Raw genomic sequence first — 17700 nt, forward strand, 5'->3', positions numbered from 1 at the left:
AAAGAATTTCTAAAGAAAAAGCCTAGTGTAGAGTGGAGTATTCCCTCTTAACACTAGACTTCTTTTTTATCCTAATAATACTCGCCCTGACGGTAATCCCATGAGTTAAAGGTATCTGACAGGTGCATCATAATCTTATCAATGTCAAGCCCTTTACGGATTACAACTGGAGCTGGTGAAGTTGATCGTGCTCCCCCTTGTTCTGGGATGAGTTTGCCATCTTTATCGACCATAGACACCATCACACCTTGCTCGTAGCGAGTTTCAATCGTTTTGTCAGGTTGGATGGATGCCACATAGTCGTCTGCTTCGATGACAAGGTCTACTGCTCCTTCGATACGTTCTCCGATACCTTCTACCTTACCACGGTTTCCTTTTCCAGATGGGTTTGCAGATGAAGCGTAAACCATTTTGCCTTCTTCCCAAAGTTTGGCAGCCAATTGTTCACCAGCTTTTCCAAATTTGATAACAAAACAGCTAGTACCACGCACGTCAGTCATAAGCTCTTCACGACCATCCCCATAAGCTTTGAGTTTCTCAAAGGCTTCTGGTTTCCAAGGAAGGATACAACCAAGAAGAATATCTTCATCCCAATGTTTTTGGTAGAAGGCTTCAATTTCTGGGTTGAGTTGTGCTAAAGCGCGAAGCTCGTCCATGCTACCACAGAGAACAACACCTGGTTTGTTACGGTTACGTTCTTTAGCTTCAAACTTACGTTCAAGACCTGCCTTGTCACTAGTCATGATGATGTAACCAACTTTAGTAGGGCAAACGATACATCCACCCTCACCTTTTAAAATATCATAGCCTTCTTGTGAAAGTGTTCCCTTCCATTGAATGTGTTTTGTCATAGTTCTATTTCCTTTTCTATTTTTCTTCTAATCCTGCCAGTAGGCTGGTCGTTGTTTTTCATAAGCAGCAATCAAATCTTCATACTGCAAGGTAATACCAATATCATCCAAACCATTTAAGAGTTTGTGTTTCCATTCGCTATCAATTTCAAACGTGAATTCTCCAACTGGTGAGATGATTTTTTGTTGTTCCAAGTCCACAGTTACCTGGTCACTTGGTTGTAGCTGAGCTAGTTTCTCTCTAACCTCTCTGGGCTGAACAATAGGCAACATACCATTATTGAGTTCATTATTGTAATGAATATCACCGAAAGACCCCGCAATCACGACCTTAAAACCATAGTCCGCTAGAGCCCAAGCAGCGTGTTCCCTCGAAGACCCTGCGCCGAAGTTATCCCCTGAAATGAGAATACTGGCTTTGCGATATTCAGGTCGGTTAAAGACAAAGTCTGGGTCCTCAGTATAGAGATCATCCAGATAACGCCAAGCATACATAAGGTACTTACCAAAGCCTTTTTTATCAATTAACTTGAGAAACTGCTTGGGTAGGATTTGGTCGGTGTCGATGTTATCATTCATAAGAGGAACGGTCGTTCCTGTATAAACTGTGAATTTCTCCATATCCTCTCCTTACTGGGCCTCTGGCATTTGCCGAACATCTACAAAGCGCCCTGCAATAGCTGCTGCTGCTGCCATGGCTGGACTGCAGAGGTGGGTCTTAGCACCAAAGCCTTGTCTGTCTTCAAAGTTGCGGTTGCTTGTTGAGGCACAGTGAACACCATCAGGTACCTTATCAGGATTCATCCCTAGGCACATGGAGCAACCCGGGTCTCTCCACTCAAAGCCAGCGTCTAGGAAAACCTTGTCCAAGCCCAACTTCTCAGCAGCTCGTTTGACAGGACGAGAGCCTGGAACTACGATAGCCGTTAAGTTAGGAGCTATTTTCTTCCCTTTGACAAATCGAGCAGCCAGTTGCAAGTCGCTGAGTCGAGCATTAGTACAAGAACCGATAAAGATATAACCTAGTTCAATATCCGCTGGCTTTTGACCAGGCTCCAAATCCATATAATTGTAGGCTCGTTCATCATTCATATCTTTGATTTCTGGGAAACTACTGTCAAAGTCAACACCCATAGCAGGATTGGTTCCCCAGGTTACCATAGGAGCTAAGTCTGAGACATCCATCTGGATAACCTTATCGTATACAGCATCCTCATCGCTGACAATTGTTTTCCAATCAGCCACAGCCTCATCGAAATCTTCTGGAACACATTCTCGTCCCTTGAGATAATCATAGGTGGTTTGGTTCGGATTCATGATTCCCATCTTAGATCCAAACTCGATGGACATATTGCAGATGGTCATTCGCTCTTCCATGCTCAGTGCATCAATCGCTTGTCCACGATATTCCACCACGTAGCCAACGCCGCAAGCAACGCCGTACTTGGCAATCAAGGCTAAAATGTAATCCTTGGAATAAACTCCCTTTTGAGGAACACCTGTAAATTCCACCAGCATTTTCTTGGGTTTGACCTGCCAGAGTGTCTGTGTCGCAAAGACATGTTCGACCTCACTGGTCCCAATTCCAAAGGCGATTGCTCCGAAAGCTCCGTGAGTTGCTGTGTGGCTATCTCCGCAAACGATGAATTTCCCTGGTTGGGTTCGTCCTGTCTCTGGACCAACCATATGAACGATCCCCTGTTTTTCAGAACCGTGGGCCGCATGTTCAATCCCAAACTCCTCAACATTTTCAGCAAGTTTATCAATTTGCGCCTTGGAAATAACATCTCGAATATCGTAGATATTGACTGTCGGAACATTGTGATCAAAGGTTCCAAATGTCAAGTCTGGTCGTCTCAATCTACGACCTGCGTCTCGTAGTCCTTGAAAGGCCTGAGGACTGGTCACTTCGTGGATATAGTGCTGGTCCACATACATGAGTTGGGGCTGCCCCTCTTCTCCTGTGATAACATGACGATCCCATAATTTATCAAAAATCGATTTTCCTGTCATCCATTACCTCCAAATAAAATATAAGGCTACTAGTGTGGTCACCATCCCAAGAAACCAAACTATTTTAAAGTACCATTTTCGAGTCTTGTGGTGAAAGATGATTCCTGCTAGCCAGGCACCAAAACCACCACAAGTAAAGGCCAAAATAAGTAAGATTTTCTCAGGGATGCGCCAAACTCTTCTCCTTGCCTTAGATTTGTCAATACCATAAATCAAGAAAACCATGACATTCCAAATCAAAAGGACTAGAGTAATTTTTTCGTCTAACTTCATAACCTTGCAATAATAGCTTCCGTCATTTCCTTGGTCGAAGCCTGTCCCCCTATATCTCTTGTTAAAACACCAGCTGCCAAACTTGCCTCAACAGCACGCTCGATACGCTCTGCATCCTCATAACGTCCAAAACTGTCTCTCAGCATCATGGCCACTGATAAAATCATGGAGATAGGATTGGCAATTCCTTGACCAGCAATATCAGGTGCTGAACCGTGAATAGGTTCATAGAGACTTGGTCCATTTTCAGAATGACTGGCTGATGGCATAACCCCAAGTGTGCCAGATAGAACGCTTGATTCATCCGAGAGAATATCTCCGAAAAGATTTTCTGTCACGATGACATCAAACTTGGCAGGATTGGTAATCATGAGCATGGCAGCTGAGTCCACTAACTGGTGTTCCAAGGTTACATCTGGGAAATTCTGTGAGACCTTCTCAGATACTTTCCGCCAGAGTTTTGAGGTCGCCAACACATTTTGCTTATCGATACTAGTAACGATTTTTCTGCGATTTCTTGCAATTTCAAAGGCTTTGCGAATAATCTGCTCCACTTCCTCATAGCTATAGTCGTTGATATCACGCGCTTTGCGCTCTTCAAGGATATGATCTCCAAAGTAAATCCCGCCTGTCAACTCACGCACCACGATAAAGTCTACACCAGCAATTCGTTCCGGTTTGAGTGGTGACAAATGCTTGAGACTGTCAAAGATTTTTACAGGGCGAATATTAGCGTAAAGATTGAGTTCCTTACGGAGAGCTAGCAAGCCTTGTTCAGGCCGAACCGCTGCTCCATCATACTGAGGACTACCGATAGCCGCTAGGAGAATAGCAGATGCTTCACGACATACCTTGAGGGTTTCATCAGGTAAGGGATGCCCTGCAGCATCGATACCTGCACCTCCAAAAGGTCGTCTATCAATCTCATAGTCAAAACCTGTTTTTTCAGCTAGAGCTTCCAGAATCTCTAAACCAGCCTCCATGATTTCTGGGCCAATTCCGTCCCCTGCTAGAGCTACTATTTTCTTTGTCATAGCATTCTCCCTTACACACTAGGCATGTCACGATAGGAAACACTGCGTCCCATCTCACCAGCATTCTCTTTTTGAACAAAGGTATTGGCATTGATGTAGGCAATAGCAGATGCTTTCAGTACATCGAAATCAAGCCCTGCTGCATTAAAGATGGTTTCTGTATCTCTGTTTTCAACAGTGACCAAAACCCGAGCTTGGGCATCAATTCCATCTGTCACAGCGTCAATAGTGTAAGACACCAAGCGGACGGATTGGTTAAAGAACTTGTCGATAGCGTTAAAGATTGCTTCAACGGAACCTTGCCCTGTCGCATTAAATTCGACCTTCTCACCATCCATATTAGCTAGGCTAACGAGCGCTTCGATGTCATTATCCGCATGGGTTTGAAGTTGTAAATCATCAAAGTGGAAGCCTTCTGGATTTTCAACCATGATTCCAGCTACCAGAGCACGAATATCTGCATCTGTGATTTCTTGTTTCTTGTCTGCCAGTGCCTTAAACTTAGCAAAGAGTGGCTTGATGTCATCCTCTGTAAAGTCTAGGGCCAATTCTCTCAGTTTCTCGACAAAGGCATGGCGACCAGACAATTTTCCAAGCGGAAGACTGTTACTCTTGACACCGACCAATTCAGGGGTGATGATCTCATAGGTAAGAGGATTTTTAAGGACTCCATCTTGGTGAATACCAGATTCGTGAGAGAAGGCATTACCACCAACGACGGCCTTGTTTTTAGGAACTGGAATACCTGAGAAGCGAGAAACCATTTCTGACGTATTGATTGTCTCATTTAGGACAATACTGGTTTCTGCTTGGTAGTAATCTTGGCGAATATTGAGAGCAACTGCTATTTCTTCCAAAGCAGCATTGCCAGCTCGCTCACCAATACCGTTGATAGTTCCTTCGACACGCCCTGCACCATTCTTAACAGCAGCAAGGCTATTAGCGACTGCCATCCCAAGATCATCATGACAGTGAGGCGAATAGATAATCTGGCGATCCGTCTTAACATTCTCAATCAAATATTTGAAGATAGCTCCGTATTCCTCTGGCGTTGTAAATCCTACCGTATCAGGAATATTGACATAAGTAGCACCTGCATCAACCGCTGTTTGAACAACTTGCAGGAGGAAATCCAAATCTGTTCTGGTCGCATCTTCTGGCGAGAATTCGACCACTTCAAACTTAGAACGAGCATAAGAAACATGCTCCTTAATAGCTTCCAAAATCTCTTCCTTGCTCTTATTGAGCTTATACTTTCGGTGTATCGGACTAGTAGCAATAAAAACGTGAACTTGTGGATACTTGGCATCCTTGAGGGCTTCATAACAAGCATCAATATCAGACTTGACAGAGCGGGCCAAACCAGTCACTGCTGTTTTCTTCAAGACCTTGGCAATCTCCTGCACTGCTGTGAATGAATCAGGACTCGCCGCCGGAAAACCGGCTTCAACGGCTGAAATACCCCATTTCTCCAGCTGTCTTGCAATGGCAATTTTTTCCTTGATTGAAAAATTAACGCCCGGTGTCTGCTCTCCATCCCGAAGGCTGGTATCTAGAAATTCAACTGTTCGCATAAGATTTCCCCTTTTCCAAATGTGATTTTAAAAAAACATCTCGCTCAGAAACCCAAGCGAGATGTTGATTTACTCCCGCTTGGTAAGCCAAACAGGACTAATGCTTTTTGCACTAGCCCGAGTACCTCAACAACAAAGCAAATTGATTAAACTTAGCTGTTTTCATGTTTGACTTTCTCCTTCGTTTGATATCTTGTTTAGTATTTTAGCATAGGCAAAAGCACTTGTCAAGAAAAAATCCAATATTTTCTGAAAATTTCTTCAGTAGAGAATATTTAGCTAATTGAAAGTTATTGAAAATCCTTGAAATATTTCATTTTTTAGAAGTTAAATTCCAGCTTCTTTCTATCAATTCCAGTACTCCTTCATCTGATAAAGTATCATCAAGCGCCACACTAATCCAGTAGCGTTTGTTCATATGAAAAGCTGGATAAATGCCCTTTTGTGAAAGCAAGTCCGCTACTTGGTCGTGTTTGAGATTGACTGCTTCCACTTGTCCTTCTCTGCCCTTTTCCAGCTTATCCCAAGAGATTTTCATCAAAACAGCATACCATTTTTTATTGCCTTCATGTCTTAACACTGCCGTATCAGGTGATTTTTTCCACAGATACTCCAACTGATTTCCGTACTTTTCCTGAACTTGAGTCATGATACGCTTAGTCTGAGGACAGATAAAATCCTGCACATCAAAACAAGCCTTCCGAATCTGGTAGAGAATCTCCAAACAAGCCTCACGTACACTTGCAACAAAACTTCCCCTCATGCTTTCCATATGAACTTGAGGATAGAGATCACCAGTCTCCTGGTCAAAGACTTGAAAACTCACATTATCAGTAGTGATGGACACAGTCATGACAAAATCACCCTGCAAAATCTGGCGACTATAAGTCCAGACTCCCCTATTTTCTACAAAACCAAAAGCTTTAGCCTTTTCGTGATTAAACTGATAGGATTTAAAAATTTCAAACATAAGTTAAAACTGCTACCCAAAGCTAGCAGTTCCTTTCTATTTTTTAAAAGACAACCTTAGTTCCGTGCAATTGTGTCACGCCTAGCTGGTCAATAAAGGTTTGACGGTTGTCAAGGTCAATCCCCCCACCTGGTAGAATTTCAATTTTACCTTTAGCGTGCTCCAAAATTCTGTGATAGTGAGCAAAACGTTTGTCTAGTGAATCGCCAGACACACCAGCGCGAGTTAGGATACGAGTGACACCAGCTTGACTAAGCCAGTCAATAGCTTCTAACTGGTCTTCTTCGCTCAATTCATCAAAGGCCATGTGAAAGACAATTTCCAATCCTTTGGATACAGCAATTAACTTTTCAATATTAGGCTTATCCAACTTCTTATCAGCAGTTAAAGCTCCAAATACAACCCCTTGACTTCCAGCCTGAGCAGTCAACCGAATGTCTTCTAGCATAATAGCAATTTCTAGGTCATTGTAGACAAAGTCGCCACCACGTGGACGAATCATGGTCATGATGGTTGTATTGTAGTTAGCTGCCAGTTCAACTGCTGCCTTAGTCACTCCATAGCTGGGTGTTGTCCCACCAACTGCAAGATTATCACAGAGTTCGATTCGACGAGCTCCAGCCTCCATCGCTTTTTCAAGCAAGGTCACATTTTCAGCACAAAATTCGTAAATCATTTGATTCTCCTTGAAGATTACTTTAAATTTATTATATCATATTGTTGTAAATATGCTTTCGTTTATATCAAGGAAAATAGTTACTATTTTTTATTCTTTGTCCGGAATGACCTTGAAGAGATAGTAGGTGATAAAGATGGTCAAGGTTCCCAGACCGATTTTGACTGGTAAAAGAGGTGCAAAATAAATGGAAATTCCCATCAAGATGTAGATGGATACGATGATTTTTTTCTTACGTTCACGCGCAATGGACTTGGTTTCCCGAAAATCAGCTACATATGCTTGATAGAGCTTGGTATGATAAAGCCAATCTTCGAAGCGCTTGGAACTTCTGGAGAAACAAGTAATAGACAACAAAAGGAAAGGCGTTGTAGGTAGCAAAGGCAAAACAACCCCAATAATAGCCAAGGCCAGCGATAAAAAACCAATAATAAGATAAATAATACGCATAACTACTCCTAGTTAATACTCTTCGAAAATCTCTTCAAACCGCATCAACGTCGCCTTGACGTAGGTATGGTTCCTGACTTCGTCAGTCTTATCTGCAACCTCAAAGCAGTGCTTTGAGCAACCTGCGGTTAGTTTCCTAGTTTGCTCTTTGATTTTCATTGAGTATAAAATAATCCTCTTCTAGTTTCGCATAAAATGATGAATTTTGTCAAGTTCCAACCAAAAAGAGCCTGAAATTCACTTTCAGGACTCTCTTCTTATTTAATCTTTTCTTCTTCGTAATCACCATTGCTGCAAACAACCTGCTTGCCACCACCACGGACTTTTTTCTCCATGAGGAAGTTGCCACATTTTGGACAGTCACGACCAACAGGCTTGTCCCAAGAAGTAAATTCACAGTCTGGATAGCGATTGCAACCATAGAAAAGGCGATTGCGTTTGGTTTTACGCTCAATAATTTGTCCCTGATGACAACTTGGACACTCAACACCAATCTCTTTCACGATTGCTTGGGTATGACGGCAATCTGGAAAATTGCTACAAGCGTAGAACTTACCAAAACGACCAAGTTTAATGACCATTGGACTACCACACACTTCACAGTCAAATCCAGCTGGTTCATCCTTGATCTGGATTTTCTCCATTTCTTCTTCAGCCTTGGAGACCTCTTTAGAGAATGGTTTGTAAAAGGCATCAATGACCCGTCGCCACTGCTCTTTTCCAACTTCGACATCATCCAGTTTACCTTCCATTTCAGCTGTGAAGGTCACGTTTACGATATCTGGGAAATATTCAACGATGAGCTTATTGACAATTTCTCCCAACTCTGTCGGTTCAAAACGTTTGGCTGCCAGGCGAACATAATAACGTTTCTGAATGGTTTCAATGGTTGGCGCGTAGGTTGATGGACGTCCAACCCCATTTTCCTCTAAGGTTTTAATCAGTGTTGCTTCAGAATAACGGGCAGGCGGTTGGGTGAAATGTTGCTCTGGTTTGCTATTGACCTGTTTGACCACATCTCCAACAGCCATATCTGGTAGCATTTTATTCTTGTCAGAATCATTATAAATGGCAAGATAACCATCAAACTTAACCTGACTACCATTGGCAGCAAATTGAACTCCATTTTGAGACAATTTAACAGCCATGGTATCAAAAACGGCCGCTGTCATCTGGCTAGCCACAAAACGATTCCAGATAAGGGTATATAGCTTGAGCTGATCCTTGTCCAGATACTTAGCGATGCTTTCTGGTGTATTAAAGACACTCGACGGACGAATAGCCTCATGGGCATCCTGAGCACCTGATGCGTTTTTGACCTTGCTACCGTGCTTAGAATACTTGCTATCAAAACGATCCGTAATGAAGCTTGCCGCCTCATTTTGCGCTACAGGACTGATACGAGTCGAATCGGTACGCATATAGGTAATCAAACCTTGAACACCAGAACCGATATTAATTCCTTCATAGAGCTGTTGGGCAACCATCATGGTTTTTCGAGTACGGAAATTGATTTTATTGGCAGCATCCATCTGCATAGATGAAGTGGTATAGGGTAAAGGAGCATTGCGCTTACGCTCTTTCTTATCCACCTGATCTACTGAAAAGTCTTTACTCGTCAGACGAGACAAGACTTCCTTGACTTCGTTATTGCTGGTCAGTTTCATCTTTTTACCATCTACTCCATAGAAGGAAGCATGAAATTGTTTGGTTCCCTTTTTAAAGACAGCATCAACTGTCCAGTATTCTTCTGGCTGGAAGGCATTGATTTCATTTTCACGGTCAATGATGAGTTTAAGGGCAATGGACTGAACGCGACCTGCTGACAAGCCCTTCTTGACCTTCTTCCACAAAATAGGCGAAATCGAATACCCGACCAAGCGATCCAAGATCCGACGAGCTTGTTGGGCATCGACCAAGTCCATATCGATCTTACGAGGTTCTTTAAAAGCATTTTTGACTGCATCCTTGGTGATTTCATTGAAGACCACACGGTTGGCATCATTTTCATCCAAGTTGAGAATATGGGCCAAATGCCAAGAAATCGCTTCTCCTTCACGGTCCGGGTCACTCGCCAGAAAAACTTTATTAGCTTTTTTAGCTTCTTTTTTCAAGTCATTGATAAGAGGGCCTTTTCCTCGGATATTGATATATTGCGGTTCATAATTATTTTCAATATCGACGGACATACTGGATTTCTTCAAATCACGGATATGCCCGACACTGGCTAAAACCTTGTAGTTTCTGCCGAGATATTTTTCAATCGTCTTGGCCTTAGCAGGCGACTCCACGATGACTAGATTTTTTTTAACTGTTGATTTTTTCTTTTTTGTTGCCGTAGCCACAGTATCACACCTTTTCAAAGTAATAAACTTTATAAAGTGTAAACCATTTTTTGAACCCTGTCAAGACTTAGCTACTATAGATAGAAGAAAAGTTTTATGCTTAAGACCGCATCTTCCTTTGATATACATAGAAGACTCACGAGAAAAACCAGCTATTCTCAAGAAATTATTGTTCCTCAGACTCTGTATCAAATTTATTGGCTTTTTCCTTTTCTTTTGCTTCCTTATCCTTGATATACTGGAAGAAATACTCCACCAGTTCTTCTTTACTAAGTTGTTCTGAATCAGACAATTGGGAAACTTGAACAGAAACATCACTTAAACCATAGTCACCTCTCTTACTTGAAATCATATCGAGTTCTTCTTCTGTCAAATAATTTCCTGAAATGGTTAGCTTTAGGGTATGAGTCTTTTTAGAATAGATTTTTTTCAAAATATTATGCCCCTGAAATTGCTCTGATATAAATTTCTTAAGGGACTCTTTTTTCAACGTTTCTCTCACTAAAGTCGTTGCAGAGATAAAACTCGGAATCATCAGCAAAACAGCAACTAGAAGCAAAATCCTGCGCATTTTAGAGTCTTCTTCATTATCTTTAAAATAATGTTTCTTAACCATCATCAACCTAACACCTATATAAGTCGCAATGACAATAAAGCTACAATTGATGAGGAATAGGTAAGAGGAGCCTATGATAAATTTTAGATTAGCAGAAGCAATAGCATAACCTACTGTACAAAGAGGAGGCATCAAGGCAGTTGCAATTGCTACACCAGGGACGATATTATTGGTCTCTTTTTTCCTAGCACCAATAATACCTGCTATCCCTCCTACAAAAGCAATGAGAACATCCCAAATAGTCGGAGAGGTTCTAGCAACAATCTCCGAACTAGCATACGAAATGGGAGAAAGATAAAAATAAAGTGTTGAAGCTATTAGACTGGCAAGAATTTGAATAGCTAATATTTTAAAAGATTTTCTTAACAATTTAAAATCAAATATAGCTAGAGAGAGCCCCACTCCCAGAATAGGTGTCATCAAAGGAGAGATTAACATAGCTCCAATAATCACGGGAGTCGAATCCATATTTAATCCGATAGAGGCGATAAGCATGGCACATAGTAAAATCGCTAAATCACTTCTGGAAAGTTCTAATTCTTCATATATTTTATTTCTAAATTCTATCAACGAATACAGTTTATTATTTGTCACAAATATCTTCCTTTCCCAGCTAACTAGTCGCTAATACTCTTCGAAAATCTCTTCAAGCCACGTCAGCTTCACCTTGCCGTAGATATATGTAACTGACTTCGTCAGTCTTATCTACAACCTCAAAGCAGTGCTTTGAGCAACCTGCGGCTAGCTTCCTAGTTTGCTCTTTGATTTTCATTGAGTATAAAATCCTAACAAACTCAATACTTTAGTAGTCTGATATGCCAATCTCATGAGGTCTTTTTATCATTTTCCATCATATCCTGACGCAAATGTCTACTGATGTCTCTCATCAGTTTCATTTCTAATAAATGAAAATCAAACTCGGAAGCTCACCGTAGCTTGCTCAAAACACAGCAAGGCAAAGCTGAACTGACGTAAAAATATTTTCGAAGAGTGTCATCATCAATTTCAGACCATTTTTTATAATAACCATTTTATTTTTATCTGTCAAGGTCTTTGAATTCTTTCTTAACAAACCGCTTACAACCTCTACTTTTGAAGGCTCTATTTTTCCCTACTGGCAATACTTGAGACGATACAGCTCCCTGATAATAAGCTGACCAAGATTAGTCACAAGCAACTCTCCTTTCTCAATTACACTAAATTGCTTTCCTTCCTCTGGGAAAAGTCCTCCACTCTACTTATTCACTTAGAAAAAACGCATAATATCAAGTGCTGAAAAAACTGATAGGATGCATTTTATTGTGGGGATATTTACTTCATTTTATCTTGAAATTGATTTTTTCTCAGAATTCTAGCTTAGGTCATTTTTAAAATTCAAATTCCGCAAGCACATCCTGCCCGCTGGTGACTAATTTTGCTCCTTCTTGAATCAAATGGTGGCAACCGTCTGATAGTCCATCTAAAATGCTACCAGGTATAGCAAAGACATCGCGTCCTTCTTCCATTGCTCGCTCACAGGTAATGAGACTACCTGAGCGCATCTTGGCCTCTGCTACAATCACGCCACGGCAAAGTCCAGCAATGATGCGATTACGGGCAGGAAAATGAAATTTCAGAGGTTGTTCACCAGGTCCATATTCACTGAGAACCAGATGATCATTTCCAATGTAGTCTTGCAAACGTTTATTGGCTTTAGGATAAAATACATCCAGACCTGTTCCAATCACTGCAATGGTTTTTCCGCCATTCTGAAGAACTGCCATATGAGCTGCTGTGTCAATGCCCTTGGCCAGACCACTGACGATAACCAGTTCATTTTCCAAGCCTTGAATGACTTTTTCAACTGATTTAGCTCCCTGTTTGCTACAAGCACGACTGCCCACGACCGCTACCTTCGGGAATTTCAGGAGGTCAAGATTTCCCTTGTAAAATAAAAGCACGGGCGCATCGTATATTTCACTCAAATCCCAAGGATAACAGTCATCTAAAATAGAGAAAGATGGAAATTTTTGAAACTCTTTCTCCAAATGCGCATCGTCTATCTGAAAATAACGCTCCATAAAAACAGCTGGATTTCGGCAACCTGATATATCTGCAATATCACCTAACAACAGTTCTTGATCGACATTTTCACCATATTCTAGGACATTCAAAATCTGTTGATTGGTCAAACCTGATTTTTTTAACTTATAGATTTCATAGTTTGTGATTTTCATAAATAACTCCATTTCTTTTTCTACTCATCTATCTATTCGTAAAAAAATCAAAAAACATCCGACTATTTTAGTCAGATGTTGGAATCTTTAATTTTCGTTTTTAAGAATTTCTTCTAATTTATGATAGTCTTGGACACTATCGATCTCATAGATGCTATTGCCTTCTAATTCTTCAACATAGACATCTAGCTCTTTGATGTTATCCTTAACCATATTGTCCCAGTAGAGATCAACAAATTCGCCACTTGCATAGGCCTTATCGATAAAGCTGACAATCTTTTCTGCAGTTGGAGCATCCCAGAAGGATACACCACTAAGGATACGACCTGCCTTGCTATCAACAATAATGTCTTGAACCTTGTAGTCATCTCCATAGACCAAGAACCATTCGTTGGTACAATCTTCACGATAAACACTAAAATAAGTCGAACGTGTCAAATCATTACGGAACATATTTTTAAAGAGATAATTGTCAGCATCAATAACATAGCTGTTAGCCAATTCTTCTTTTACAAGATAGAGAGAGTAAAAGTTATTGTAGTCAGCGTATTTATCATTGAAAACGAGACGAACACCATATTTTTCTTTCAAGTAATCGAATTGTTCTTTAAGGTAACCAACGATGATGATGATATCATGGATCCCTTTTTCTTTTAGAAACTCAATTTGGTATTCAATCAAAGGTTTTTGATTAACCTGAACCAAGGCTTTAGGGGTATTTTCAGTCATAGGACGCAAGCGAGTTCCCAATCCCGCTGCTAAGATAATGGCTTTCACACGAATCTCCTTTATTCTTTAATAATAATATAAACTCCAGCAATGACGACAAGTGACGTCATAATGGTCAGCATATCTAGTGGTGCACCTAAGAAAACAACTGCAAATAAGACAGTCCAAACAACATAGCTCACATTCAAGCCTGTAGCCTTGGCTGGTTTCAAGCGATTGATAGCGATATAATAAGCCAAGTAGGAAATCATATCAAAGGCTGCAAAAACAATCATGAGACCTAGCAATTGTCCATTGGCTACTGCAGTAAATGACTGATGAGAGAAGAGCACAATCACAAGATAGGACAAGAATGAAGTTACTTGACGGATTAAGAGGGCTTCGATTTCACTCAATTCACTTTCCATGGCAAAAGAGCTAAGAACACTCTCACTTCCCCATGCAATAGCACAAACTAAAGCACAAAGAATCCCAATGTAGAAAGAATTAACCTGTTCAACCTTATAAGTTTGAGCAATAATCCCTCCAATAATCAAGACAATCCCAAACACAGTATTTTTCGAAATCTTGTGCTTCAAAAAGAAGAAAGCCAATAAAACTGAAATCGCAGGGTAAATAGCCGATACAGATGAAGCTAAGGAACTTCCGATATACTTAACTGCGTAAAGATTGGCCTGCATACCGATAGGGCCTGCTAGCAAGGCTCCGATGATCACACTGACATTGCGAATATTTAAGAAAATTGAAAGGCGAACTTTCCCTTCTTTTACCAAAAGAAAAGCTAGTAAGATAAAGATGCTCAAAAAATCATGAGCTGCAGCCACAACAAAGGGCGACAAATCTGTAAAAATTGAAAAGATGTAAGCACTAATTGTTAGACCTAAACCCCAGAAAATACCTGAGAGTAGACCAAAAGGAACTCCGTTTTTACTTTTCATCTGAACCTCCATAAGAAGTCAAACCTTTAACAGCTCTTTGATAACGATTCACACCATAGTCACCAAAATCTGCACCTTGCTCTTCCTTATAGACAGTCCATAGACTCCAAATAGTGTCTTGTAAAATTTTATAAATGGCAATCTTTTCACGAGAAACCGGTGTTTGGTCACTCTCATAGTGAGACAAGAAGGCTTCTTCCTCCTGGGTAGTGAATTCAGACTCTAAAAAGAGGGCAGCCAGATCCCACATTGGATTATTCATTGATGAATATTCCCAGTCAATCAGATAAAGTCGTCCTTGTGGTGATTCGATAAAGTTTTCAGGCACCAAATCGATATGACAAGATTTTCTGTCAACACCTAAGTCAGCCAGTCTTTTCTCTAAAGAAAAGACTTCTTCTCGAACAGCTTCATAGTTGGCATAAGGGATTTTCTCTTCAATCAAGGATTCGTATTTTTTGATTTCCTCAAAAGGAGCAAATTCTCCTCTTAATTCCTTACCAGAAGCATGAATGGTTTGTAATATTGGAGCAATTTTATCAAATTTGGTCTTGATTGACCTTGAATCAAGTGTAATCGCAGATTCGATATACTCATTTACTTTGATACCAGCTTCAATATCAAAAAGATAATTTTTTACATCTAAGTCTAAATCCTTTAGTAGTTCAAGATTGTACTTTTCATCTTGTCGATTGATAAGCTTTTCTGTCCCTTTACCAAAGAATTTAACAATGTATTGCTTATTTGTTGTTTTGACCAAATAGTTTTGATTGGTCATTCCCCCCAGTTGTTCAACACTGAGGACTTCCTCTTCTTGACTAAGTAGGGAAGAAATTTTCTCTTTAATGATTTTCTCCACAATTAACCTCCAGCACTTATACTTCCCACTTAAACACGGTTTTAAAGGCTGTGTTTAAGTCGGTCGCAAAGACACGGTGAATATCTTTAATTTCTCTTACAGGTTCTTCTAGATAAAGGATATTTTTAAGACGATTGGCAAATTTCTTAACTTCCATCATTTGGATTGCATTTTCAAAATCGATGCGACCAGAACGAGAGGACCCAACCAAGAGCAAGCCCTTTTCTAAGGCATCGCGAGTATTGAGATTGACTTTATATTCGCTAACTCCCATCATGAGAATCGTTCCTTGAGGACGAATGTAGCGAATCAGGTCATTTATAGCCGGTCCAGTACCATTACCACCACAACACTCAAAAGCATGGTCAAAGGCCAAATCTTCAGGAATATTATCCGTAATATAGCATTCTTTGGCAAAAGAGAAAAGTTCCAACTTTTCCCAATGACGACCAATAACCACAATCTCTGCTTCTGGCAAAGTATAGTTGATAATATTGGCAACCACAAATGCTAAACTTCCATCTCCGATAACGGCGATTCGGTCCCGCTTGCTATGAGCAAGGGTCAATAGACGATTCATGGCATGCATGCCAACACTGACAAACTCTGTAATGGCTGCAACCGTATCTTCGATAGCATCATAAGCCACCACACGATCTTTAGGGAGAGAAACAAACTCTCTCATAAAGCCATCAAAACCACTAGACAAGAAATGGGTCCCTGTCATGTAGTTCTCATAGAATTCTTCATCGCTCTGCATAGAAGGCTGATTGGGAATCATGACAACTTTTTGCCCAACCTCATAGGTTCCCGTCGGGTCAGAAATGATGGTTCCACATGACTCGTGAATCATTGCCATTGGAAGCTTTTTATTCAAAATCTTGGGGTCACGTTTTCCCTGGTAGTAACGCTGATCCGCATGACAGACAGCCATATAGTTAGGGCGGATGAGGATATGATTCTCTTGGTCAATAGCCTCTTCCTGATATTTGACATTGATAAACTTAGGCTTAGTTAGTTGATAAATTTGATTAATCATTTTACTAGTCTTTCTCAATCATACTTTTTGCAATCTTCAAATCTGTTACTGTTGTGATTTTTAGGTTTGAGTATTCGCCCTTAGCCAAGGCCACATCTTTTCCTTTGATCACAAAGATTTTACATGCATCTGTCAAGATTTCCTTCTCTTCAGCAGAGAGAGAACCGTAAAGGTCCATGAAGTCCTTGCAACGGAATGTTTGAGGTGTTTGTCCTTGATAAAGGTGAGCACGATTTGGAATATCTGTAATGAATTGACCATTGGTACTTTCAACGATAGTATCAACCGCTTCTACCACTGTGTCCACTGCGTCATGATTTTGGGCAAGTTGGATATTGTCCTGAATCATGCGAAGTGTAATAAATGGACGAACAGAATCGTGGGTAACAACAATGTCCTCTGGAGTAAGCGGACGATAAGCATCAATAGCTTCAATGATTTTCTCAATACTCGTATTACGGTCAGCACCACCCTTTGTAATGATGATACGATCCTTATGAAGAGGAAGATATTTATCTACAAGATCTTCTGCATGAGAAACCCAGTCTCCATGAACCCCAACTACAATTTTTTCAATACTTGGTTCCAAGACAAATTTTTCAATTGTATGAATCAAAATAGGTCGATCACCTAGCTCTAAAAATTGTTTTGGCAAGTTACTGATTCCCATGCGTGTGCCAGTTCCACCAGCAAGAATTCCTGCATAAATCATCTATTTTCTCCTTTGTCTTACTAAAAAAACTTATTCTCTCTATTATACCACAATCTAGTCCTATCATGAAAGAAATACCGGCCCTCCCGTTCTAGAATAGAAGGATTAAGGAGTTCTATTATTCAAAGAAACTAGTCCATTTCTAGTAATGACCAGGAATTCTGTAGTCATTGCTAATAAATGGCTGTGAAATTTTAGAGTTCTTCAGAATAATATAGTTTTCTTAAAGAAAACTTAAAAGTAAGCTTTGAAACTTCAAAGTGATTACTTGACTTATACTCAATGAAAGTCATAACCACCCGTGAAAACGGGTGGCTTGTACACCGGCTATAAGCCGTTTCTCTCCAGCGGCGTCTAAAGACGCTCGCTGAACTTCGTTCAGGTCGTGCTATATTACTTGACTAA

At 40.5% G+C, this 17700-nt stretch carries 19 protein-coding genes; all 19 read right to left on the reverse strand.

Features of this window, described 5'->3' with window-relative positions:
• Positions 1-71: 71 nt before the first annotated feature.
• The 19 genes from HT678_RS09730 to HT678_RS09815 all read right to left on the reverse strand — a co-directional run bounded on the left by HT678_RS09730 (position 72) and on the right by HT678_RS09815 (position 17295).
• Positions 72-851, reverse strand: coding sequence for a Sua5/YciO/YrdC/YwlC family protein (locus HT678_RS09730; protein ID WP_000160496.1), 780 nt, complete (start codon positions 849-851; stop codon positions 72-74).
• A gap of 27 nt (positions 852-878) precedes the next feature.
• Positions 879-1472, reverse strand: a complete 594-nt coding sequence (gene leuD, locus HT678_RS09735) for a 3-isopropylmalate dehydratase small subunit (RefSeq protein WP_023933062.1) — start codon at positions 1470-1472, stop codon at positions 879-881.
• A gap of 9 nt (positions 1473-1481) precedes the next feature.
• A complete protein-coding gene (gene leuC / locus HT678_RS09740; protein ID WP_172924928.1) occupies positions 1482-2864 on the reverse strand; it encodes a 3-isopropylmalate dehydratase large subunit in 1383 nt (460 codons plus the stop codon).
• A 3-nt stretch (positions 2865-2867) separates the two neighbouring features.
• Positions 2868-3137, reverse strand: a complete 270-nt coding sequence (locus HT678_RS09745; RefSeq protein WP_023938607.1) for a DUF1294 domain-containing protein — start codon at positions 3135-3137, stop codon at positions 2868-2870.
• The gene (gene leuB, locus HT678_RS09750) at positions 3134-4171 is read right to left on the reverse strand and encodes a 3-isopropylmalate dehydrogenase (protein WP_023938609.1); all 1038 of its coding nucleotides are present in this window, start codon (positions 4169-4171) and stop codon (positions 3134-3136) included. The genes HT678_RS09745 and leuB overlap by 4 nt, the downstream gene beginning before the upstream one ends.
• 11 nt (positions 4172-4182) lie before the next feature.
• Positions 4183-5745 carry a 2-isopropylmalate synthase gene (locus HT678_RS09755; RefSeq protein ID WP_023938610.1) on the reverse strand — a complete coding sequence of 521 codons (1563 nt, stop codon included), beginning with the start codon at positions 5743-5745 and terminating at the stop codon, positions 4183-4185.
• 313 nt (positions 5746-6058) lie between these two features.
• Positions 6059-6715, reverse strand: coding sequence for an MmcQ/YjbR family DNA-binding protein (locus tag HT678_RS09760; RefSeq protein ID WP_023938613.1), 657 nt, complete (start codon positions 6713-6715; stop codon positions 6059-6061).
• A gap of 43 nt (positions 6716-6758) precedes the next feature.
• The gene (locus HT678_RS09765; RefSeq protein WP_023938615.1) at positions 6759-7391 is read right to left on the reverse strand and encodes a copper homeostasis protein CutC; all 633 of its coding nucleotides are present in this window, start codon (positions 7389-7391) and stop codon (positions 6759-6761) included.
• Positions 7392-7481: 90 nt separating this feature from the next.
• Complete coding sequence (locus tag HT678_RS09770; RefSeq protein ID WP_023938617.1) at positions 7482-7841, reverse strand: YbaN family protein; 360 nt, start codon at positions 7839-7841, stop codon at positions 7482-7484.
• Positions 7842-7853: 12 nt separating this feature from the next.
• The gene (locus HT678_RS11310; RefSeq protein ID WP_000693518.1) at positions 7854-8000 is read right to left on the reverse strand and encodes a hypothetical protein; all 147 of its coding nucleotides are present in this window, start codon (positions 7998-8000) and stop codon (positions 7854-7856) included.
• 98 nt (positions 8001-8098) lie between these two features.
• Positions 8099-10186, reverse strand: a complete 2088-nt coding sequence (gene topA, locus HT678_RS09780) for a type I DNA topoisomerase (RefSeq protein WP_023938619.1) — start codon at positions 10184-10186, stop codon at positions 8099-8101.
• Positions 10187-10352: 166 nt separating this feature from the next.
• On the reverse strand, positions 10353-11396 hold the full coding sequence (locus HT678_RS09785) for a TIGR00341 family protein (RefSeq protein WP_007284808.1): 1044 nt from the start codon (positions 11394-11396) through the stop codon (positions 10353-10355).
• Between the two features lie 52 nt (positions 11397-11448).
• Complete coding sequence (locus tag HT678_RS11795) at positions 11449-11574, reverse strand: hypothetical protein (RefSeq protein WP_031233629.1); 126 nt, start codon at positions 11572-11574, stop codon at positions 11449-11451.
• Positions 11575-12169: 595 nt separating this feature from the next.
• The gene (dprA, locus tag HT678_RS09790) at positions 12170-13018 is read right to left on the reverse strand and encodes a DNA-processing protein DprA (RefSeq protein ID WP_031222470.1); all 849 of its coding nucleotides are present in this window, start codon (positions 13016-13018) and stop codon (positions 12170-12172) included.
• 87 nt (positions 13019-13105) lie between these two features.
• The gene (locus HT678_RS09795) at positions 13106-13795 is read right to left on the reverse strand and encodes a CTP--phosphocholine cytidylyltransferase (RefSeq protein ID WP_020902399.1); all 690 of its coding nucleotides are present in this window, start codon (positions 13793-13795) and stop codon (positions 13106-13108) included.
• An 11-nt stretch (positions 13796-13806) separates the two neighbouring features.
• Positions 13807-14685, reverse strand: coding sequence for a DMT family transporter (locus tag HT678_RS09800; protein WP_023938621.1), 879 nt, complete (start codon positions 14683-14685; stop codon positions 13807-13809).
• A complete protein-coding gene (gene licA, locus HT678_RS09805) occupies positions 14675-15544 on the reverse strand; it encodes a choline kinase LicA (RefSeq protein WP_023938622.1) in 870 nt (289 codons plus the stop codon). The genes HT678_RS09800 and licA overlap by 11 nt, the downstream gene beginning before the upstream one ends.
• 16 nt (positions 15545-15560) lie before the next feature.
• Complete coding sequence (locus tag HT678_RS09810) at positions 15561-16583, reverse strand: ribitol-5-phosphate dehydrogenase (protein ID WP_000609870.1); 1023 nt, start codon at positions 16581-16583, stop codon at positions 15561-15563.
• A gap of 4 nt (positions 16584-16587) precedes the next feature.
• On the reverse strand, positions 16588-17295 hold the full coding sequence (locus tag HT678_RS09815) for a 2-C-methyl-D-erythritol 4-phosphate cytidylyltransferase (protein ID WP_000638489.1): 708 nt from the start codon (positions 17293-17295) through the stop codon (positions 16588-16590).
• Positions 17296-17700 lie beyond the last annotated feature (405 nt).

It is taken from the genome of Streptococcus sp. 3167, from assembly GCF_013277175.1.
GTDB classification, from domain to species: domain Bacteria; phylum Bacillota; class Bacilli; order Lactobacillales; family Streptococcaceae; genus Streptococcus; species Streptococcus pseudopneumoniae.